Annotated in this window: 20 protein-coding genes; 18 read left to right on the top strand and 2 right to left on the bottom strand. The window is 47.7% G+C overall.

Translation table 11 applies throughout. The features are described from left to right. The first annotated feature begins 116 nt into the window (after positions 1-116). The 5 genes from ACQQ6X_RS17480 to coaD all read left to right on the top strand — a co-directional run bounded on the left by ACQQ6X_RS17480 (position 117) and on the right by coaD (position 2,861). Positions 117-749 carry a hypothetical protein gene (locus ACQQ6X_RS17480; protein WP_305166349.1) on the top strand — a complete coding sequence of 211 codons (633 nt, stop codon included), beginning with the start codon at positions 117-119 and terminating at the stop codon, positions 747-749. Further along, the gene (locus tag ACQQ6X_RS17475) at positions 742-1,257 is read left to right on the top strand and encodes an accessory gene regulator ArgB-like protein (protein WP_326401633.1); all 516 of its coding nucleotides are present in this window, start codon (positions 742-744) and stop codon (positions 1,255-1,257) included. The genes ACQQ6X_RS17480 and ACQQ6X_RS17475 overlap by 8 nt, the downstream gene beginning before the upstream one ends. A gap of 5 nt (positions 1,258-1,262) precedes the next feature. Further along, complete coding sequence (locus ACQQ6X_RS17470; RefSeq protein ID WP_081276882.1) at positions 1,263-1,385, top strand: cyclic lactone autoinducer peptide; 123 nt, start codon at positions 1,263-1,265, stop codon at positions 1,383-1,385. A 320-nt stretch (positions 1,386-1,705) separates the two neighbouring features. Continuing rightward, entirely contained in the window at positions 1,706-2,347 is a 642-nt protein-coding gene (rsmD, locus tag ACQQ6X_RS17465) for a 16S rRNA (guanine(966)-N(2))-methyltransferase RsmD (protein ID WP_149032734.1), read from the top strand. Next, a complete protein-coding gene (gene coaD, locus ACQQ6X_RS17460) occupies positions 2,340-2,861 on the top strand; it encodes a pantetheine-phosphate adenylyltransferase (RefSeq protein ID WP_064798126.1) in 522 nt (173 codons plus the stop codon). The genes rsmD and coaD overlap by 8 nt, the downstream gene beginning before the upstream one ends. Here coaD and ACQQ6X_RS17455 read toward each other — a convergent pair. Beyond that, the gene (locus tag ACQQ6X_RS17455) at positions 2,824-4,107 is read right to left on the bottom strand and encodes a nucleoside recognition domain-containing protein (protein ID WP_305166347.1); all 1,284 of its coding nucleotides are present in this window, start codon (positions 4,105-4,107) and stop codon (positions 2,824-2,826) included. The two genes, coaD and ACQQ6X_RS17455, sit on opposite strands and share 38 nt — an antisense overlap. Positions 4,108-4,303: 196 nt before the next feature. On the opposite strand from ACQQ6X_RS17455, the gene ACQQ6X_RS17450 reads away from it, so the two are divergent. Further along, positions 4,304-5,335 (top strand): SepM family pheromone-processing serine protease, encoded by a 1,032-nt coding sequence (locus ACQQ6X_RS17450; RefSeq protein ID WP_305166346.1) that lies wholly within the window; start codon positions 4,304-4,306, stop codon positions 5,333-5,335. On the opposite strand, the gene ACQQ6X_RS17445 is transcribed toward ACQQ6X_RS17450, so the two are convergent. Beyond that, on the bottom strand, positions 5,325-6,560 hold the full coding sequence (locus ACQQ6X_RS17445; protein ID WP_305166345.1) for a nucleotidyltransferase: 1,236 nt from the start codon (positions 6,558-6,560) through the stop codon (positions 5,325-5,327). The two genes, ACQQ6X_RS17450 and ACQQ6X_RS17445, sit on opposite strands and share 11 nt — an antisense overlap. Before the next feature lie 326 nt (positions 6,561-6,886). Here ACQQ6X_RS17445 and ACQQ6X_RS17440 point away from each other — a divergent pair, with 326 nt between their 5' ends. From ACQQ6X_RS17440 to ftsY, 12 genes are all read left to right on the top strand, one after another. Then, positions 6,887-7,405: a YceD family protein gene (locus tag ACQQ6X_RS17440; protein ID WP_064798124.1), complete on the top strand. Its 519-nt coding sequence runs from the start codon at positions 6,887-6,889 to the stop codon at positions 7,403-7,405. Between the two features lie 190 nt (positions 7,406-7,595). Then, positions 7,596-7,769, top strand: a complete 174-nt coding sequence (rpmF, locus tag ACQQ6X_RS17435; RefSeq protein ID WP_013370634.1) for a 50S ribosomal protein L32 — start codon at positions 7,596-7,598, stop codon at positions 7,767-7,769. 276 nt (positions 7,770-8,045) lie between these two features. Beyond that, positions 8,046-8,642: a transcription factor FapR gene (gene fapR / locus ACQQ6X_RS17430; protein WP_014599659.1), complete on the top strand. Its 597-nt coding sequence runs from the start codon at positions 8,046-8,048 to the stop codon at positions 8,640-8,642. Continuing rightward, positions 8,626-9,618: a phosphate acyltransferase PlsX gene (plsX, locus tag ACQQ6X_RS17425; protein WP_305166344.1), complete on the top strand. Its 993-nt coding sequence runs from the start codon at positions 8,626-8,628 to the stop codon at positions 9,616-9,618. Before fapR ends, plsX begins: the two co-directional genes overlap by 17 nt. An 8-nt stretch (positions 9,619-9,626) precedes the next feature. Next, positions 9,627-10,616 carry a beta-ketoacyl-ACP synthase III gene (locus tag ACQQ6X_RS17420; RefSeq protein WP_149032740.1) on the top strand — a complete coding sequence of 330 codons (990 nt, stop codon included), beginning with the start codon at positions 9,627-9,629 and terminating at the stop codon, positions 10,614-10,616. Between the two features lie 81 nt (positions 10,617-10,697). Beyond that, on the top strand, positions 10,698-11,639 hold the full coding sequence (gene fabD, locus ACQQ6X_RS17415; protein WP_305166343.1) for an ACP S-malonyltransferase: 942 nt from the start codon (positions 10,698-10,700) through the stop codon (positions 11,637-11,639). Between the two features lie 51 nt (positions 11,640-11,690). Beyond that, positions 11,691-12,440: a 3-oxoacyl-[acyl-carrier-protein] reductase gene (gene fabG, locus ACQQ6X_RS17410; RefSeq protein WP_305166342.1), complete on the top strand. Its 750-nt coding sequence runs from the start codon at positions 11,691-11,693 to the stop codon at positions 12,438-12,440. A 108-nt stretch (positions 12,441-12,548) separates the two neighbouring features. Then, the gene (locus ACQQ6X_RS17405) at positions 12,549-12,782 is read left to right on the top strand and encodes an acyl carrier protein (RefSeq protein ID WP_007429985.1); all 234 of its coding nucleotides are present in this window, start codon (positions 12,549-12,551) and stop codon (positions 12,780-12,782) included. A gap of 228 nt (positions 12,783-13,010) precedes the next feature. Continuing rightward, entirely contained in the window at positions 13,011-14,249 is a 1,239-nt protein-coding gene (gene fabF, locus ACQQ6X_RS17400) for a beta-ketoacyl-ACP synthase II (protein WP_149032742.1), read from the top strand. 12 nt (positions 14,250-14,261) lie between these two features. Next, complete coding sequence (gene rnc, locus ACQQ6X_RS17395) at positions 14,262-14,960, top strand: ribonuclease III (protein ID WP_305166341.1); 699 nt, start codon at positions 14,262-14,264, stop codon at positions 14,958-14,960. Between the two features lie 255 nt (positions 14,961-15,215). After that, positions 15,216-18,785, top strand: coding sequence for a chromosome segregation protein SMC (smc, locus tag ACQQ6X_RS17390; protein ID WP_305166340.1), 3,570 nt, complete (start codon positions 15,216-15,218; stop codon positions 18,783-18,785). Positions 18,786-18,823: 38 nt separating this feature from the next. Continuing rightward, a complete protein-coding gene (ftsY, locus tag ACQQ6X_RS17385) occupies positions 18,824-19,840 on the top strand; it encodes a signal recognition particle-docking protein FtsY (protein ID WP_149032744.1) in 1,017 nt (338 codons plus the stop codon). Positions 19,841-19,988: the final 148 nt, after the last annotated feature.

Below are 19,988 nucleotides of genomic sequence, written 5' to 3'. Positions count from 1 at the left end.
ACGAAATTATTGAAAAGACCTCTTGAAAAGTAGCTCCCAGCCCTTTATATTCGATGTACATCCAAGTTTTTGAATACACCGATGAGGTTTGTTGGAATTGTAAAGGAGATGCACGTATGCTTTTGGAGCCGCTTGGCTTTTTACTTTTCTCTACACTGGAAGGAGTAGCTGTTTTTGCGCTGATTTTAAGTATTTTTAAAGTTAGAATGACTCCTTATCTATGGCAGGCTATTTTTGTAAACCTGATTATGAATATGCAAAGCTATTTGCTCCGAGAGGAATTTTCACTCTCCTATTTGGTACCTGTCATTAATATGCTGTTTTTTATTTTTTTACTTGCTACGGTGGTGAAGATTCCGATTGTTTGGTCAGGTATTATGACGGTTACAGGTTATTTTGCCTATGCTGTTGTTCAGTCGGTACTTCTGAAAGCTATGTTTGGTAACCTGCCAGTATCTGAGCTGCAGGACGGTTCCTTGAAGGGGTATCTGTTACAAGTAGTTAGTGCAGCCACAGGGCTACTTATTTCATTTATATTGTATCGAAAAGGGATCGGCTTTTCCCCAAATTTCAAAAAGCTCAAGTTCAAAGAGGAATATGGCATTGTCATCACGCTGATCATTTTGTCTCTCATTTCAACATCTATTGTGCTTTACTATAATGAAATATGGTTGAGTATGATATTTTTTGCACTGGTATCGGGCTTTTTTATCTACTATGCAGTCGGAAAGGAATACCGGGATGATTGAAACGATGGCTTTGAAACTTGCTAATCAGATTAAACGTACTGTGCCTGATCATCCGGCCTCCGTCCCAGTACTTAAATATGCACTTGCTCTCATCCTGAATGCGACCATGATCATCGTGTTGACACTATTCGCTTCATTCTTCACGGGGCGGACGGTAGAGGCTGTAACGATTCTCGTTGCTTTTGCCTTACTGCGCCAAGTCTCTGGTGGCATTCACTTGAAAACGGGTATGGCATGTGTGCTGGTCACCTCTGTAGCTTTTACATACATATCTTGCATTTCCTTAAATAATGGGTGGACAAACCTGTTTACCGGAATCGCTCTCATTCTTGTTTTGTGCTTTGCCCCTTCCAGAATTGAAAAGCAGTCGCGCATTCCAGTCCGGTTTTATCCCCTCTTGCGATTGTTATCTTCCTTGCTTGTATGTACTAATTTTGTAATTGGTTCTTCTGTAGTAGCTGTTGCTTTCTTGGTTCAAAGCCTAACATTGATTCGAGGAAGGAGGTGAATGGAATGATGAAAAAAATCGTATACGGGTTAGCCACATCGTTGTCTATGTTTGCGACCTTTGCTGTATCAGTGGCAAGTTATGTGTATGTTTATCAAGGGGATACACCCGAGGAACTGCTGAAATAAGAAAAATGCAGAGTAAAAAATAATACATATGAGCTGCTATTGCTATAAAGCAGCTCCTTTTTATGCAAAAAAACAGGCGCTCCACGAAAGAGCGCCCGAATGGGAGAGGAGAAACCGGACGAAGAGCTTATGGGGAAACGTAAGTCTTCTCCGCGGTTGTCTACGACATTGGTTGAATGCCGATATCTTAAGGATGCCCAGGAGATGGTTTTTTATACCTGCTTTATCACTAAGTTTTTCAAACGGCGATGCATGTGGTACGATAACGTCATAATCTTTATATGGTTATGAACACATATAGAAAATAGGTGAGTTTCAGCGTGAGAGTGGTATCGGGTAGTGCCAAAGGAAGGCCGTTAAAGGCAGTTCCCGGCACCGGGACGCGACCGACCACGGATAAGGTCAAGGAAGCGCTATTTAGCATGATAGGTCCTTATTTTGATGGAGGAGTCGCGCTTGATTTGTTTGCTGGCAGTGGCGGCCTCGGTATAGAGGCGCTTAGTCGGGGAATGGACAAGGCAGTTTTTATTGATATGGAATCCAAAAGCATTGATGTCATTAAAGAAAATTTGCGAAAAACTGGATTGGAAGAAAAGGCAGAAGTGTTCCGCAATGATGCCGGACGAGCGCTCAAGGCGCTGGCAAAACGTGGAGCTCTTTTTGATGCTGTTTTTCTGGACCCGCCTTATCGTCTCAAGCACGGAGATGAGTTAATGAGTCGCATGGCTGAGTTGGACTTGCTTCGTTCAGGTGCAATCATCGTACTGGAGTATGAATCGGGACATGAGTATCCGGTAAGTTTCGGGCCGTTTGAACAGGTTAGAAAAGCGGTCTATGGTGAAACGGCGTTATCCATTTATCACTTTGCAAATGATGCTTTGTCGGATGCCGAAGAAGATACAGAAGCCGAAGAGGTCAAATTCGGTATCACCGAATCAGACGGGGAGGACCATCATGATTGAGCACAAACCACGTATTGCCGTTTATCCGGGAACCTTTGATCCCGTGACGATGGGGCATCAGGATATTATTCAAAGAGCGGCTCGACAGTTTGATCTACTGATTGTCGCGGTTCTTAACAATATTAGTAAAAATCCACTGTTTTCACTTGAGGAGCGAATGGAGCTGCTGCGGACGGTAACTCGCGATATTCCGAACGTGGAAGTGGACAGCTTCCGTGATCTGACAGCCAATTATGTACGCCAAAAAGGGGCTCAGGTTATTGTCAGAGGAATTCGGTCAGTGACCGATTTTGAATATGAGCTGCAATTAGCCTCCACCAATCATAAGCTGAACCCCGATGCGGAAACGATCTTTATGATGACCAATCCAGCTTATTCATACCTGAGTTCCAGTATGGTGAAGGAAATTGCGCATTTTGATGGCAAGGTCGTAGATCTGGTGTCACCAGAGGTGGAAGACGCACTGCGTGCCAAGGTCAACGCGATTCGCGGTGGCTCCACCATGAAGTCATAAAGGAAACGGCGAGCAGAGCAAGTATAATTGTGCTCAGGAGTGCAACGGACAGTACGGTTAGTTGCCAGGGATACATGGATGTTCCTTCTATTTGTGTTAGTAAACTGCTAGCTCCAGCCATAACAGATTGCGAGTTGGAATCATCTACACTTTCCGCAAAAGAAGATACAGAACTGCGACTGATGTAAGCAGGGATTGTATTACTGACAATGCGGGTAAGCGGAGTCCATGCCGCTAAGGTAAGACCAAAAGCAATGATCCCATGGAGCACGCGTGATAAGGTAAAGGTGATGCCCTTGTCGGAAGGTCTGGTGACGGCGGTGATTTGAAGCCAGCCGCACAGGCCCCCCCAGCCCAATACAGCACTGATCAATGCTGCTTGTGTACGGAGATCGCTGGGCATCCGGCTGATTTCATGGGAACCCAGATGGATTTCCATCCAGGCGGGCCACACCAGTGAAAGAGTCCCTTGGCCTGAGTATAGGGTTAGCAGCCGAATCAGGACGGAAAAGAAAATAATGAATCCACCTGTCACCATCAGCGTCTGTACAGCATGGGATACGGTTTCGCCTAACAGTTTTCCAAAACTGCGGCCATCCCGTTCTCTGGCAGAGCGGGTAGCTTCCCATGCAGATCGGATCAGGGAGGTGGTAGTGCGGGAATCAGTAGCGCGCCGAATGGCAGCTGGCGTTTCCCGTTTTTTTGATTTTCCGGACGATTCAGGGAGTCTAGCTGTGATCCAGCCTGCTAGCAGCCCGGAAATCCAGTGAACGGCAAGTAACATCCCGCCTGCGGCAGCGTTATGCAGCAGTCCTGTTCCAATGACGAGCAGGATCGTAATCGGATTGCAGAAATGAGCGATAGCAGTCAGACGTCGAAGCTGAAGCGCGGTCATGTCTTCTTGCTGTGCCCATTGGCGTACCGCTTCGGCAGCAGCCGGAAATCCTGCAGTCAGGCCGAGGGCGAGCACCCAGCCGCTTCGTCCGGGTAGTCGGAACCAGGATCGCATGAACGGCTCCAGCAGTACACCTAGACCATGTACCAGACCAAAGGCAATAAGCATTTCGGACAGCATCAAAAAAGGCAGCATGGCCGGGAAAATAATGCTCCACCATAACTTAAGCCCCTGGGTAGAGGCTTGAAATACTTCTTCTGGTGAGGCGACGATAGCCGCTACAAGCAAAATGGCTCCAAGGCCAAGCAGCAAGGTTGTCCAATAAGGAGCAGGGCGGGCTTCCTTTTGCATCAAAGTGTTCACCTCTCATAAATATACTAAGGAGAGTCGGTGCTGTTTCCAGCGTTTATTCACGTTCATTATCTTAGTATAGGTTGCTCGTACGCGTTGTCGTAAACAATGTATGCTTTTTTCGAAGGCTTGAGAACAGATGGTGCAGAGGCACTTGGGTAAGATAGGAGAAGTTAGGCTGCAAGGGGGAGAAGCAATGAAGCGAATAAACCGGAAAAGAGCGTTTTTTACAACCGGTTATGTTTTAATGCTGGCTGTAATGGCCTATGTGCTGGTCTATATGCCAACCCCTTATCTGATCTATGGACCAGGTGGGGCAAACGAGATCAAACCGATGGTTAAAGTACAGGAAGGGGATAGCAGCGAACGAGGGAGCTTTATGATGACGACGGTATCGGCGCGTTATGCCAATCTCATTATGTTGGCGCTGTCCAAGCTGGACAGCAACTCGGAGGTTCAGCGCAAAGAAGATCGTCTGCATGGCAGAAGTGAAGATGAATATGCGGCAGAGCAGGTATGGTATATGGGGGATTCCCAATCTTCTGCGATGGAGGCTGCATACACACGTGCTCATGTCCCTTATCGTATTGTGCCAGATTATGTGTATGTATTTAAGGTTCCGAGATCCAGCAGCGTGTTTGAGCCCGGAGATGAAATATTAGAGCTAAACGGTACGAGGGTAACTGATAATCGCTCCATTCGAAATGCCTTGGGAAATGAGAAACCGGGAACGACGGTGAAAGTGAAGCTAAAGCGGGATGGAAAGTTGCTGGCTGTGCAAGCTCCATTAACGACCATCACGGACAGTGAGACGGGAAAACAACGTTCCGGGTTTGGTGTCAGTATCGCCACAGTACAGAAAGTGGAGCCGAAGGATGGACGTAAAACAATTCATTTTACATCCACAGATGTCGGAGGCCCTTCGGCGGGTTTGATGTTTACTATGGAAATCTACAACCAGTTGACACCAGGTGATTTAAGTAAGGGATATCGTGTAGCTGGTACGGGTACCATTGATAAAGACGGTCAGGTTGGAGCAATTGGTGGCGCCAAGTATAAAATTGTTGCTGCTGACCGTCAGGGCGCGGAATTGTTTTTCGTCCCGGCAGATAATTATAAAGAGGCAAAAGCCAAAGCAGAGCAAATCGGGAGCCAGATGAAGCTTGTTCCGGTTCGCAAGCTTGGCGATGCACTGAATTATATGGAAAAGCTGCCTATTAAACCATAAGGGGCGGTCGCAAGTAATCAGCATACATGGCATGGATGGCAGGACGCGGCATCCCGGCTGCATGTATTGCCGCTGCGGCAGTATCCCAGTCCAGATGTGAATGTGATCCGGCAGACGGCTTGACCCATACTGGCAGGAGGGCTGTGTCTTTCATTTGCGCCAGCAGCTCGCGTCCAGTTCTGTTAAAGCCGAGCACGCGGATATAGCCGGGACCTTTCGCTAGCTCAGCGGGAGTCATATCGACTTTGGCATGATTCAGCAAAATATGTGTACACATTCGCTGAAGCTTCGTACGAGTATAGCGTTTTGTTTTGACAGCGGCAAACAGGGCCTCCACAGAGGGCTGGGGCAGCGTGTACAGCGATTGCTGCAGACGATGCTCCAGCCCTTCGGTAACCTCGTGCAGCTCCGCCAGCTGCTGCGGGCTGCGCGTGATCAGGGCGTTCAGCAGCGGCTGGCAGAACGCTTCCCAATGCAGCGGTGCGCGTCCGGCTTGCCACTCGCGCTGCAAAATCTCCAGGGTCGCCGCAGGTACGTACGGCGATGCGGCCTCCGGCCCGCCGTCCAGCAGCAGCCGGCGGATGGCCGTGGCGCTGGCGATGACTCCGTCCGCAGGCGCCGCGGCTTCGTGGTAGCCCGATCCCGTACGGGCTACCGTAAAGGGCTTGATTGTGCTGTCCAGCCGCTCCAGCGCAATCAAGTAATGCAGCCCGAGCGTATTGTTGGGCTGCTGCATAAGAGCGGCGAGCGCAGCGCCATCCGCTCCTTCGGCCGCCAGCTCGGCTGCGGCTCCTGCGTAGGCGGCGGGATAACTCGCGCCCTTGCTCAGGCGCTGGGCGATGCCGGCTTTGAGTTCAGCCGGCTCTGCCGCCAGCACGCGGGCCAGTGAGTGCAGTGGGGCGATATCCCCGCTCTCGCTGCCAAAGCAGAGCGCATCGACGATGCCCGTCGCGCAGAGCAGGGTCACCGCGCCGCGGGCAAACCATTCTGCGGGCTGGACAGCATAAGCCACAGGCAGCTCCAAAACCAGGTCTACGCCCATAGCGAGTGCCATTTCGGTGCGTGACCATTTGTCTGTAATCGCGGGTTCGCCCCGCTGAAGGAAGGGACCACTCATCACAGCCACCGTGTGCTGTGCACCAGTGATACGGAGAGATTCCTTCCAGTGATGAACATGTCCGTTATGCAGGGGATTATACTCTACAATTATACCGAGTGTTTTCAAAACTGTATGTCGGCTCCTTTCTTTTGGTAGCTTATTACTATCAGTAAATGATGTTTTTGGGTCAGCTATCTGATATTTCATCATGCACATGAACAAGACCATTGAGACCTAGGCCAAAAAGCTTTATACTCGCATTATTGTACACGAAGAGTGGCGGGGGTACGAATACTCATAGGTACATGATGAACACAACACTTTTTCACTCTGCATAGATCTTAATGAACCATTAGAAAACTGACGGATTTGCAAGTGGTGTAAAGTGAAAGGTGTTGACAAACGACTCAATCAGTCGGTATAATAATTTTTGTTTGTTTGGAGTGATAGTGATGCAACTATTTTTTCGCAAAGTAGCAACAAGTGATGGTCCCGTTCCAATTCGTGAATCTCTTAATGTGAGTGAATTGGTAGCGGATCGTGCTGATGTTACAGCCGTTTCCCCGCTGGAGACCGACTTGGTCGCTGTTAGTCTGGGTCAAGGCTCGATGAGCGTGGAAGGCACGTTGACCGCAGGTCTGGACATGCTTTGCTCACGCTGCTTGAGCCCAATGCACGAGGATTTGAAGATTGAATTTCGTGAACGGTTCAAGCAAACCTCATCTTCAAGTGTTGAAGAAGAGGATGAAGATGGCGATTTTATCGCAGTGACGGAGGATTCCTTCGACATTGCACCGTATTGTGAAGAACTGTTTGTATTGCATGTGCCGTTTGCGCCGATATGCAGTGAGGATTGTCAGGGGATCGCACCAGCGGCCGGACAAAACTGGAGCATTGGCTCCGACGACAGTAACGGTGATACGGAAAAGATTGATCCGCGTCTGGCAGGGCTTAAGGATTTTTTTAAATGAGAATTAAGTTCAATTTTGAAAAAAATCATCATCCGCTTGTGCCGGGAAGTTATTGAACCGATACGTGGATGTTGCAGACTTGATTCACCGGCTGTAAGATTATTGTCTTTTGGCATTTTCTTTCAGTCTTGAATGAGATAAGAAGTCATACCCGTCATGCGGGGTTGATCTGTTTAAGGAGGTGGGAATAATGGCAGTACCTCAACGGAGAACATCCAAAACTCGTCGCGACAAACGTCGTACTCACTTTAAACTGGAAGTACCAGGTATGGTGAAATGCTCCGAATGCGGCGAATTGAAACTTGCTCACCATGTGTGCAAAGTTTGCGGAACGTACAAAGCTAGAGAGATCATCTCTCAATAATATCCGATAAGCGGATTCTTTGGAATATTCGCAGAGAAAGTAGCGCTTCACTTCCGTGAGGCGCTACTTTTTTTATCAGCATGCTTTCTTTTTGCGTCAGCATGCTATATACTGTTTTAGTACCAGGTTCTAAGAAAGAAGGGCCTAAGGGGTTCCTTTATACATACAAGAAGACAAACTGGCTTGAAGCTTAGCCGTTAGAATGTAAAATAACTTGAACTGTCGGCTGAACGGCAGTTTACTGTAGGGAAAGGAGGCGTCACTGATATCGAACGTTTGCCGAAGAGACAGAGGCAGCAACGGCTGACTCAATTAATTGATGATAATCCGTTCGTGACGGATCAGGAATTGACAAGACAATTGAAGGTAAGCATTCAGACTATTCGGCTGGACCGAATGGAGCTGGGAATTCCGGAATTGCGGGAGCGGCTAAAGTTGATGGCTGAGCGCTCCTACGATCAGGTTCGTTCCTTGCCTTTACATGAAGTAATTGGGGACATTGTTGATCTCCAGTTGGATCGAAGCGGTATTTCGATTTTCGAGATCAAAGAGGAACATACCTTTTCACGGACAGGCATTGCGCGAGGACATTATGTGTTTGCGCAGGCCAATTCATTGGCCGTTGCCGTAATTAACGATGAGATAGCATTGACCGCTTCAGCGGATATCCGCTTTGTTCGTCCAGTTCACTTGGGTGAAAAATGCATTGCCAAGGCATATGTGCGTTCAAATCCAGAACAAAAAGGGAAGGCCAAGGTGGAAGTGTTTGCCTACGTAGGAGAAGAGATGGTATTCCAAGGTAACTTTGTTATTTATCGCTCCACGGAGGAAGAGTATAGCGAAGGAGGAAGTCAGCATGCGGATCGCCATTGATGCCATGGGGGGAGATAATGCTCCTGAGGCGACAGTAGAGGGCGCGTTATCTGCGGCAGCGGAATGGAAAGATACAGACATTACGCTGGTTGGTGACCAGGAACGGATTGAATTGGTTCTGAACGGCAGGACGCTGCCTACGAATCTCAGTATTCGCCATGCGTCTGAAACGATAGATGCGCAAGACGAGCCTGTAAAGGCCGTGCGGCGTAAAAAGGATGCCTCGATGGTCGTAGCTGGTCGAATGGTTAAGGAAGGCGAAGCGGATGCCATGATATCCGCAGGTAATACAGGCGCTCTAATGACTACAGGATTACTGGTGGTTGGTAGAATGGAGGGCATTGAGCGTCCGGCTCTCGCGCCGATGATACCGACGATTGACGATCAAGGTATTTTGGCGCTGGACTTGGGGGCCAATATGGATGCCAAGCCTGAGCATCTTGCTCAGTATGCACTGATGGGGAGCTTGTACCGTCAGAAAGTTCACGGTGTGGCTTCTCCAAGGGTAGGGCTGCTGAATGTTGGAACTGAAGCTGGAAAGGGCAATGAACTGACAAAGTTGGCATTTCCTCTTATTGAGCAGCTACCTGTCAATTTTGTGGGAAATGTCGAATCCAGAGATGTGTTAACAGGGAATTGTGATGTACTGGTGTGCGACGGATTTGCCGGAAATATTATGCTAAAATCGCTGGAGGGAACAGCTGGAGCGATATTTTCTCTCCTTAAAGAGCAGTTCACCAAATCCTTAAAGACCAAGCTTGCGGCAGCCTTGATTATGCCAGAACTTCGAGGTCTGAAAGGGAAAATGGATTATAAAGAGCACGGCGGGGCCCCTTTGTTGGGGTTGAGCGGACTCGTCTTAAAAAGTCACGGTTCGTCTGATGGCATTGCCGTCAAAAATGCGGTTAGACAGGCTCGCACGGCCTTACAAAACCGGTTGGTGGAAAGTATATCTAAGGAAATCAGCAGGAAGTGAGTGACGATATGAATAAATTACGGCCGGTTGGTGTTATCGGAACAGGGAAATACGTACCTGAGAAAATTCTGACCAATAAAGATCTGGAAGAAATCGTTGAAACAAGTGATGAGTGGATTGTCAGCCGTACAGGGATTCAGGAGCGCCATATTGCTGCTCCAGAGCAGGCTACATCTGATTTGGCATATGAAGCAGCAGTTAAGGCATTGGAATCCGCGGGTATGACGGCACAAGATTTGGACCTGATTATTGTAGCTACGGTTACACCGGATATGGCATTTCCGTCAACTGCTTGTATTCTTCAAGATAAGTTGGGTGCCAAAGGTGCAGCGGCCTTTGATTTGTCAGCTGCCTGCTCAGGTTTTGTGTACGGGCTGGCTACGGCAACGAGCTTCATTAAGACAGGAATTTATAATAATGCGTTAATCATTGGTGCAGACTGCCTTTCCCGGATTACAGATTATACGGACCGCAATACCTGTGTTCTTTTCGGAGATGGAGCAGGAGCTGTAGTGATTGGTGAAGTACCTGAAGGTAGAGGATTCCAATCCTTTGATCTTGGAGCTGAAGGCGCTGGAGGCACCTTGCTCAAGTTGGAAGCTGGAGGCTCACGTTTGCCTGCGAGTACGGACACACTGGAGAATAAACAGCACTATATTTACATGAACGGGCGCGAAGTGTTCAAGTTCGCAGTTCGCGTTATGGGAACTGCAACGGTGGATGTGTTGGAGAAAGCTGGGATGTCCAAAGACGACATTGATCTGTTTGTCCCGCATCAAGCCAATATTCGTATCATCCAATCAGCAATGCAACGCCTGGATCTGCCTGAGGAAAAGGTAGTTATTAATGTTAATAAATATGCAAATACATCCGCAGCATCTATTCCTCTCGCTCTTGTGGAAGCAGCTGAGGAAGGCCGCATGAAGGAAGGCGACCGTATACTCATGGTGGGCTTTGGCGGCGGTTTGACTTGGGGTGCGTCGGTTCTTATCTGGTAATTAAGTGCAATTTTTGATATAATATTGAATTTGACTGGTGTTTTACAGTAGAAGTATGGGAAACAGAGAGGTGCATGCACGATGGGCAAAACGGCATTTATATTTCCTGGTCAGGGTTCACAAGCTGTAGGTATGGCTAAAGATGCTTATGAAGCAGTTCCAGCTGCAACAGAAGTATTTCGTAAAGCAGACGAACGTTTGGGTTTCGCGCTAAGCACACTGATATTTGAAGGGCCGGACACAGCCTTGAAGCAAACATCCAATACGCAGCCTGCACTGTTAACGGCGAGCATTGCGTTGTATGAAGCGTTCAAGGACAAGGGCATCCGTCCTGATTATGTGGCTGGGCACAGTCTAGGAGAGTATAGCGCGCTAGTGGCTTCTGGTGTCCTCACATTCGAGGATGCGGTTGAGACTGTTCGTGCACGTGGTCAGTTTATGGAACAGGCCATACCTGATGGACAAGGTGGGATGGCTGCTGTGCTGGGGGCTGATCGTGAAGCATTGGCCGCATTGTGCCGTGATATCACAGAATCTGGTCAACTGGTTGAGCTGGCTAACATCAACTGTCCCGGACAAATTGTTGTATCGGGTACAAAGGCGGGCGTAGCTGCCGTCGCTGAGCGTGTGAAGGAAGCAGGCGGCAAGCGTGCTATCACCTTGGAGGTTAGCGGTCCTTTTCACTCCTCCTTGATGAAGGAGGCAGCGGACAAGCTCTCTACTAAATTGGAGACTGTGAAATTTGCCGAAGCTCAGGTTCCGGTGGTGACCAATGTAACAGCAAAACCTGTACGTGAGGGAAGTGAAATTCGCCAACTATTGGTGGAACAGGTCTATTCCCCGGTGCAATGGGAAGACAGTGTAGCATGGCTACTGGAACAAGGTGTGGACACCTTTGTGGAGTTTGGACCAGGAAGTGTCTTGACCGGACTGGTTAAAAAGATTGACAAAACGGTAAAGCTGTATAATATTAGTAGCCTGGAGTCGTTCGCTTCTGTAACAGAAGCCTTGGAAGCCCGCTAAAAGTATTAATGATTGCCTTTACGGGTTAAATACTTGCAAGGGAGGACTATGATGTCTAAGCCATTAAGTGGAAAAACAGCGCTGGTTACGGGAGCATCGCGTGGAATTGGTCGTAGTATCGCACTGGCGCTGGCTGAAGCAGGCGCTAATGTTGCGGTAAACTATGCTGGTAGCGAAGCGGCTGCGACTGAGGTAGCAGAATTGATTCGTGCCAAAGGCGTGGAAGCTATTACAGTCCAGGCTAATGTCGGGCGTGCTGAAGAAGCTGATCAGCTAATCAAGGATGTGATTGAGGCTTGGGGCAAGATTGACATCCTGGTGAATAATGCTGGCATAACAAGAGATAATTTAATCATGCGCATGAAAGAAGAGGAATTCGATCAGGTGATCGAAACAAATCTTAAGGGTGTGTTTAATTGTCTCAAGGCGGCCACACGCCCGATGATGAAGCAGCGTTCCGGCCGAATCATCAATATCTCTTCCGTTGTCGGTGTACTTGGCAACGCAGGACAAGCCAACTATGTTGCTGCTAAAGCGGGAGTGATTGGGCTTACCAAATCCTCCGCTAGAGAGCTTGCCTCAAGAGGGATTACAGTGAACTGTGTAGCTCCTGGATTCATTGATACTGAAATGACGCAGGTGCTGGCTGATGATTTGCGTGACAGTATGCTTAGCGGTATTCCGCTGGCCCGTCTTGGACGGCCTGAGGAAATTGCTGATGTGGTGCTCTTTTTGGCCTCGGATGCTTCCTCATATATGACGGGCCAGACCTTGCATGTGGATGGCGGCATGTATATGTAGTTCATGCTGCCATCCACATGCCCCGATGGAGAGTAGTTGATGAAAACTCTCTTCTATGGCATTTTAATTGTAATTTTCGTATAATACCATAAGGAGGAGGTGAGCCGGATGTCCGATGTATTGGAGCGCGTAAAACGCATTGTCGTTGACCGTTTGGGAGCCGACGAAGCCGAAGTTACACTTGAAGCATCTTTTAAAGATGATTTAGGCGCTGATTCTCTCGATGTAGTTGAATTGGTTATGGAATTGGAAGATGAGTTTGATATGGAAATCTCTGATGAAGATGCAGAGAAAATTACAACTGTAGGTGAAGTTGTAAAGTACATACAATCTCATACCTAATTCATGTCATCAAAAGTCCCGTTCTGTTACAGGCGGGACTTTCTCCTAATTATACAGATTGAACTAAAGACGGAATTGCCGCATGTTTTTGAGTTTGGCTCAGCTTCACTTTGTCGAAGGCTGAGTATAATGCGGCATTACTAACTTTAGTTGATTCTATATTATTTTTGTACACAAGCGTGCGCGATCTAAAAATACAATTTGCAGTAGACATAGAGGTGATTATCTTTGAAACAACGAGTTGTCATAACAGGAATGGGTGTAATCACTTCGCTGGGACAGGATTTGAGTACATTATGGGATAATCTGATGGCTGGAAAATCTGGTATCAGTAAAATCGAAGCTTTCGATACAAGTGATTACACTACGAAAATAGCCGCTTCCATTAAAGATTTTAATCCAGAGGATTATATCGATCGCAAGGATGCGCGTAAAATGGACCGCTTTGTGCAGTTCGCGGTTGCTGCTAGTAAAATGGCGCTTGAGGATAGCAAACTCGTAATCGGAGAAAATGTTGATGCCGAGCGCGTGGGTGTATCTGTTGGTTCTGGTATTGGTGGATTGGGTACTTGGGAAGATCAACACAATGCATTGATCGAAAAGGGACCTAAACGCGTAAGCCCTTTCTTTATCCCGATGATGATTGCTAATATGGGTTCCGGCCAAGTTTCGATTTCACTCGGTGCTAAGGGTCCTAATACATCGCCGGTTACGGCTTGTGCCACAGGCAGTCATGCCATTGGTGACTCCTTCCGCATGATTCAGCGCGGTGACGCTGACGCTATGATTTGCGGAGGTGCCGAAGCAACGATTCGACCGATTGGTATTGCTGGATTTTGCTCCATGCGAGCGATGTCCACGCGTAACGATGAGCCGGAAAAGGCTAGTCGTCCATTTGATACTGAACGAGACGGATTTGTTATGGGTGAAGGCTCCGGTGTTCTGATTTTGGAATCGTTGGATCATGCTTTGAAGCGTGGTGCACATATTTACGGTGAAGTAATTGGCTATGGCCTTTCTGGCGATGCCCATCATATGACAGAGCCTGATCCAGAAGGAGCAGCACGCTGCATTAGAATGGCGATCCGTGATGCTGGATTGAATCCTGAAGATATCGATTATATCAATGCACACGGTACATCTACACCGGTTGGTGACAAATCGGAAACAGAAGCAGTCAAGAAAACGCTTGGAGAGCATGCCTATAAGGTAGCGATTAGCTCAACCAAGTCGATGACAGGACATTTGCTAGGTGCAGCGGGTGGCGTTGAAGCTGTAATCTGTGGTCTTGCGCTTCAACATCAGACGATCCCGCCAACGATTAATTTGGATAATCAAGACCCGGCTTGCGATCTTGATTATGTACCTAATAAGCCAAGAAAAGCGGATCTGAATGTGGTAATGTCCAATTCCTTTGGTTTTGGCGGTCACAATGCTACGGTTATTTTAAAAAAATATGAAGCGTAAGGGGTCAGTTCGTTGAGTGGAGACTTGAAGCAATTACAGCAGAAACTTCATATTCAATTCAACAATCGGCAGCTTCTGAAGCAGGCCTTTACGCACGCTTCCTACGTAAACGAACATCGGTTCAGTCAGCATGCAGATAATGAGCGTTTGGAATTTTTGGGTGACGCTGTTCTGGAACTGACGGTGTCTGAGCAATTGTACAATCAGTACCCTAACCGGCCCGAAGGCGAACTAACCAAGCTGCGTGCAGCTATTGTCTGTGAGCCTTCTTTGGTGAAGTTTGCTGTCGGGCTTGAGTTCGGGCAGTATGTACTGCTTGGAAAAGGTGAAGAGCTGACAGGCGGACGTACTCGTCCGGCTCTGTTGGCTGATGTGTTCGAGGCGTTCGTAGGCGCGCTTTATTTGGATCAGGGTCTGGAAGTCGTCCGGTCGTTTCTGGAACGTTATATTTTTCCTCAAATTGTATTAAACGGTAAGCTTCAGATGAGTGATTTCAAAACAGAGCTTCAGGAACTGACGCAGCATCATAACATGGGGATGCTTGAATACAAGATTGTCGAGGAACGCGGACCTGCCCATGAGCGCGAGTTTGTAGCCGAGGTATACATGGACAGCGAACGGCTGGGGGCAGGTACAGGACGCTCCAAAAAAGAAGCTGAGCAGCAAGCGGCGGCAGTTGCTTTAAACCGTTTGAAGCTGGCGGAATCGTAATCGGTACCTGAGCGGCCCGAACGGGTGATGCAAGCAGAGGACACAAAGTAAGAGCAAAGGGCAGTCCGCGGGGAGTCCCGGCCCATATTGGCGAATGGACTGCGTTTTGCTCTTTTTTCGTGGCTTTACTGCTGTAACGTGAGCGTCGATACTGTGCTTTTTTCAAATTAGTCTTATGCTACAATAGGGATAATTCAATCAATCAGATTAATGGAGTTGTACAAGCACATTTGAATGTTAGAGGTGAGATTGAGCATGTTTTTAAAGCGCATTGAGCTGGCGGGCTTCAAATCGTTTGCAGATAAAACGGAAATGGAATTTGTCCGCGGCATTACGGCTGTCGTCGGACCCAATGGAAGCGGGAAAAGTAATATTTCTGACGGAATTCGTTGGGTGCTGGGCGAACAGAGTGCCAAATCACTGCGTGGCGGCAAGATGGAGGACATTATTTTTGCAGGTAGTGATGCTCGTAAGGCTGTTAATTACGGTGAAGTATCGCTCACGCTGGATAATGAAGATCAGGCGTTGCCTCTGGATTTTGGTGAAGTGACGGTAACGCGACGTGTGCATCGGAGTGGGGATAGTGAATATTTCATTAATCGGCAATCATGCAGACTTCGGGATATTACAGAGCTGTTTATGGATACAGGCATTGGTAAAGAAGCTTATTCAATTATTGGACAAGGACGTATTGAAGAAATTTTAAGTACCCGATCTGAGGATCGACGGGGTATTTTTGAGGAAGCCTCGGGTATCGTAAAATATAAATCACGTAAAAAAGATGCAGTTCGCAAGCTGGACGAAACAGAGCAAAATCTGCTGCGTATTCACGATTTGGTCAGTGAACTGGAGGATCAGATTGGACCTCTTAAGGAGCAGTCTGAAAAAGCGATTCATTTTAAAGAGCTGCGCAGTGAATTAAAATCAAAAGAAATTTCGATGTACGTCCACCGAATTGAACAGATTCATACTTCATGGAGCGATGCAACTTCCAAACTAGCTTTGTTGCAGCAAGAGCAGCTTCAATTATCTACAGTGGTGTCCCGCCATGATGCAATGCTGGAAAATGACCGTAATGAATTACGGCAACTGGAAGAGCAAGTAGAACGTCTGCAAAGAGATCTGCTGCAATACAGTGAAGCTACGGAAAAAAGTGAAGGCTATGGTGAATTGCTCAAAGAGCGTACACGTAATTTGGAGGCCAATCGGGAACAATTGATTTTATCCCTCAGCACAAGCGAATCACGGCATTCCGAACGCAAAAGTGAACTGGATCAACTGAATGAGAAGCTGTCAGCGCTGAATGTTGAGCTGGACGAGTTGCGTGCGCGACTGTCTGACGAAGAGGCCAAACTGATTGGCGTCACAGGTGGAATCAGCCAGGAGCAGGAAGAAAGCCTAAAGGGTGGCCTGCTGGAGCTGATGAACCAGATGGCGCAGGCGCGTAACGAAATTCGTTATACCGACCAACAGAAGGAAGCGTTGGAACGCCGAGTGAATCGCGTGAGTGATGAATCTGGCAAATGGGAAGTGCAAAAAGCCGAACTTGAACAGCGCAAAAAAGGATTGGAAGCGGCGATTCAGAAGCTTGGACAGGAAATTAGCAGTTTGCGCAGTGGCTATATCCAGGGAAGTGAACAGTACCAGGCCTTGCAAAAACTACTGGAAGAAAACCAGGGCACAGTTCGTAAATGGGAACAAAAACGAGAGGCCCAAATTTCACGGCGAGATACGATGAAAGAAATGCAGGATGACTTTGACGGCTTCATGCTCGGAGTTAAAGAAGTGTTAAAGGCTTCACGCAAAGGAACTTTGCATGGTGTGCATGGAGCAGTAGCAGAGCTGATTCGGGTACCTGAGCAATTAGAACAGGCGATGGAAACTGCTTTGGGCGCTTCAGTTCAGCATATTGTGATGGAAAATGAATCGGTATCCAGACAGGCGATCAGTTTTCTAAAGCAACGTCAACTGGGCAGAGCGACATTCTTGCCAATGGATGTTATCCGCCCGCGTCAGATCGGTGCGGGGGAACGCCAAATTGTAGAAAGCGCTGAAGGCTTTGTCGGAATCGCTGCAGATCTTATTCAGTACGATGATCGATATGCCGGAATTATAGGCAGCCTCTTGGGGAATGTGGTCATCGCTCGTACGTTGGAAGATGCCAATCGTATTGCGGCCCGCTGTCAGTATAGATATCGCGTTGTCACGCTGGAAGGCGATGTAGTCAATGCAGGCGGTTCTATGACTGGGGGGAGCCAGTTCAAGAAAAATGCTAATTTGCTAGGTCGTAAACGTCAGCTGGATCAGTTGGATCAAGACATTCTGGATACGGAACAGCAAATTGCCAGGTTGCGTCAGAGTGCAATAGATACCAAACGACAGCTAGAGGAGACTCAGACCCGTCTGGACGAACTGCGCCAGGGCGGCGATGTGAAGCGGACCGAAGAGCAGCAAATGGCAATGGAACTCAAACAACTTGAGCATGAACTTCGTCATGTTCTGGAGCAGGTAGCTGCGTCTGGTCAGGAGAAAAAAGGCTTTGATCAGGAAATCAAGGAACTGGAAGCTTCCCGTGCAGAAGCGCTGGTCAAGTTGGCTGCGCTGGAGGAAGAAGAGAAGAAAACGCATCAGGCTATTCACGCTGCCGAATTTGCGCGTAAAGCGAATGAATCAGCTAAAGAGCAACTCCAGGGAGAACTCACGAATCTCAAGGTAAGAGAAGGCAAGCTGGACCAAGAGCGCTTTTCGCTGGAAGAGCAGATTCGCAGATTGCGTGGAGATTATGATACCCTTGGTAAAGATTCAAGACAAAATAAGACCTTGCTTGCTTCCATCGAAGCAGATCTGCTCACTAATGAGCAGGAGACCGTTAAGCAGATTGAGAATCTCAATCAATATCGGTTGAAAAAGGAAGAAGCTGCACAGCAATTGGACCTCAAACGGGCTGCACGCAGTAGCTTGTCCAAAAAACTGGAAGTAGCTGAGAATGATACGAAAGAACAGCGAATCCAGCTTAAGTCGGTGGAGGAACAACTCCGTCAAACGGAAATTGGAGTAAACCGACTTGATGTGGAACTGGAAAATGTTTTGAAAAAATTGAGTGATGATTATGAACTCAGCTATGAGCTGGCCAAACAGCGTTACCCTATACCGGAAGATATTGAAGGTACGCAGAGTGAGGTGGAAAGACTCAAACGCGGGATTTCTGCGCTAGGTGAGGTCAATCTGGGTGCCATAGAAGAATACCAGCGTGTACATGAGCGTTATACGTTTCTCGATGAGCAAAAGTCCGATTTGGTAGAGGCTAAGACAACGCTCTATCAGGTAATTCGTGAAATGGATGATGAAATGTCCAAGCGCTTCAAGACCACGTTCGATGCGATCCGTCGCGAATTTGGAACGGTTTTCTCCAAGCTGTTCGGAGGTGGACGTGCAGACCTTGTGTTGCTTGATCCGGAGCGATTGCTGGAGACGGGAATTGACATTGTAGCTCAGCCGCCAGGCAAGAAACTTCAGAACTTGCAGTTGTTGTCAGGTGGTGAACGGGCTTTAACAGCCATGGCATTGTTGTTTGCCATTTTACATGTTAAACCTGTCCCATTCTGTGTACTTGATGAAGTAGAAGCAGCATTAGACGAAGCAAATGTGGTGCGTTTTGCTCAGTATTTACGTGAATTCTCAGAGCAGACACAGTTTATCGTAGTTACACACCGTAAGGGCACCATGGAAGAATCTGATGTGCTATACGGGGTTACGATGGAAGAAGGCGGGGTTTCCAAACTCGTATCTGTCAAGCTGGACAACGATGAAGCTGAGATTGCCTGACATCAAATAACATACTTTCAGATCAACGGAGGGAATCTATGAGTTTCTTTAGAAAATTGAAGGAAAGCATTGCGAGCAAAACGGAATCAGTCACCAAGCAGTTCAAAGATGGCTTGGAAAAAACACGTAAAGGTTTTGTTGAAAAAGTAACGGACCTAATGATTCGCCGTAAAAAAATTGATGAAGAATTTTATGAAGAACTGGAAGAAATTCTGATCGGAGCAGACGTAGGCGTCAACACGGTTATGAACCTCATTGAAGACTTGCGGGTAGAAGTGAAAAAACGCAAAATCGAGGATGCATCCGAGTTACAGCCTGTATTGTCGGAAAAGCTGTCCGAGTTGCTGCGGGGCAATGACAATAGTCAACTCAAAATGAACCCTGACGGGATTACAGTCATCCTATTCGTAGGCGTCAATGGAGTCGGCAAAACAACGACCATTGGTAAGCTGGCGCACCGTTTTAAACAAGAGGGCAAAAAAGTATTGTTGGCTGCTGGAGATACGTTCCGCGCGGGCGCGATTGAACAGTTGGAGGTTTGGGGTGAGCGGGCAGGTGTAGAGGTTATTAAACAGCAATCTGGTTCTGATCCAGCTGCGGTTATGTTTGATGCTGTACAGGCTGCCAAGCAGCGTCAAGTAGATGTTTTGTTATGCGATACAGCAGGACGTCTTCAGAACAAAAGTAATCTGATGGAAGAATTGAACAAAATATTCCGCGTTATCCAGCGTGAAATTCCAGATGCTCCTCATGAAGTGTTGTTGGTACTTGATGCGACGACTGGACAAAATGCACTTAACCAAGCCAAACTGTTTGGTGAGAAGAGCGGCGTAACCGGTCTGGTACTGACGAAATTGGATGGTACAGCAAAGGGCGGGATTGTCGTGGCCATCCGTCAGGAATTGAATTTACCTGTTAAGCTGGTGGGTTTAGGTGAGAAAGTAAATGATCTTCAACCGTTCGATTCAGAACAATTCGTTCATGCGTTGTTCGCTGGTTTGATCCAAGAAGAGGCTGCCGAAGCAACTGCTGCTGGCGAGGAAGAGCAGAACTAATCCTGCTTGTTTAGGCTTGCTTATAAGTCCGGAACTAAGCAGTGCTCCTGTTGCTGCTTAAGTCCGCCCGGCTGTATAATGAAAGCAAGAGGTTTGACAATGCCGGATAAGTTTTTTGTATGAAAAATATTACACAGGAAGCCGGGTG

The organism is Paenibacillus ottowii (assembly GCF_050516475.1).
Classification (GTDB): domain Bacteria; phylum Bacillota; class Bacilli; order Paenibacillales; family Paenibacillaceae; genus Paenibacillus; species Paenibacillus ottowii.
Note: the sequence above shows the minus strand (reverse complement) of the source record. Positions and strands in the feature narration are given on the sequence as shown.

Bases quoted from the DNA above. Each gene is read 5' to 3' on its own strand.
- ACQQ6X_RS17480 (WP_305166349.1), top strand. From the start codon at position 117: ATGCTTTTGGAGCCGCTTGGCTTTTTACTTTTCTCTACACTGGAAGGA.
- ACQQ6X_RS17475 (WP_326401633.1), top strand. From the start codon at position 742: ATGATTGAAACGATGGCTTTGAAACTTGCTAATCAGATTAAACGTACT.
- ACQQ6X_RS17470 (WP_081276882.1), top strand. From the start codon at position 1,263: ATGATGAAAAAAATCGTATACGGGTTAGCCACATCGTTGTCTATGTTT.
- coaD (WP_064798126.1), top strand. From the start codon at position 2,340: ATGATTGAGCACAAACCACGTATTGCCGTTTATCCGGGAACCTTTGAT.
- ACQQ6X_RS17455 (WP_305166347.1), bottom strand. From the start codon at position 4,107: ATGCAAAAGGAAGCCCGCCCTGCTCCTTATTGGACAACCTTGCTGCTT.
- ACQQ6X_RS17450 (WP_305166346.1), top strand. From the start codon at position 4,304: ATGAAGCGAATAAACCGGAAAAGAGCGTTTTTTACAACCGGTTATGTT.
- ACQQ6X_RS17440 (WP_064798124.1), top strand. From the start codon at position 6,887: ATGCAACTATTTTTTCGCAAAGTAGCAACAAGTGATGGTCCCGTTCCA.
- rpmF (WP_013370634.1), top strand. From the start codon at position 7,596: ATGGCAGTACCTCAACGGAGAACATCCAAAACTCGTCGCGACAAACGT.
- plsX (WP_305166344.1), top strand. From the start codon at position 8,626: ATGCGGATCGCCATTGATGCCATGGGGGGAGATAATGCTCCTGAGGCG.
- ACQQ6X_RS17420 (WP_149032740.1), top strand. From the start codon at position 9,627: ATGAATAAATTACGGCCGGTTGGTGTTATCGGAACAGGGAAATACGTA.
- fabD (WP_305166343.1), top strand. From the start codon at position 10,698: ATGGGCAAAACGGCATTTATATTTCCTGGTCAGGGTTCACAAGCTGTA.
- fabG (WP_305166342.1), top strand. From the start codon at position 11,691: ATGTCTAAGCCATTAAGTGGAAAAACAGCGCTGGTTACGGGAGCATCG.
- ACQQ6X_RS17405 (WP_007429985.1), top strand. From the start codon at position 12,549: ATGTCCGATGTATTGGAGCGCGTAAAACGCATTGTCGTTGACCGTTTG.
- smc (WP_305166340.1), top strand. From the start codon at position 15,216: ATGTTTTTAAAGCGCATTGAGCTGGCGGGCTTCAAATCGTTTGCAGAT.
- ftsY (WP_149032744.1), top strand. From the start codon at position 18,824: ATGAGTTTCTTTAGAAAATTGAAGGAAAGCATTGCGAGCAAAACGGAA.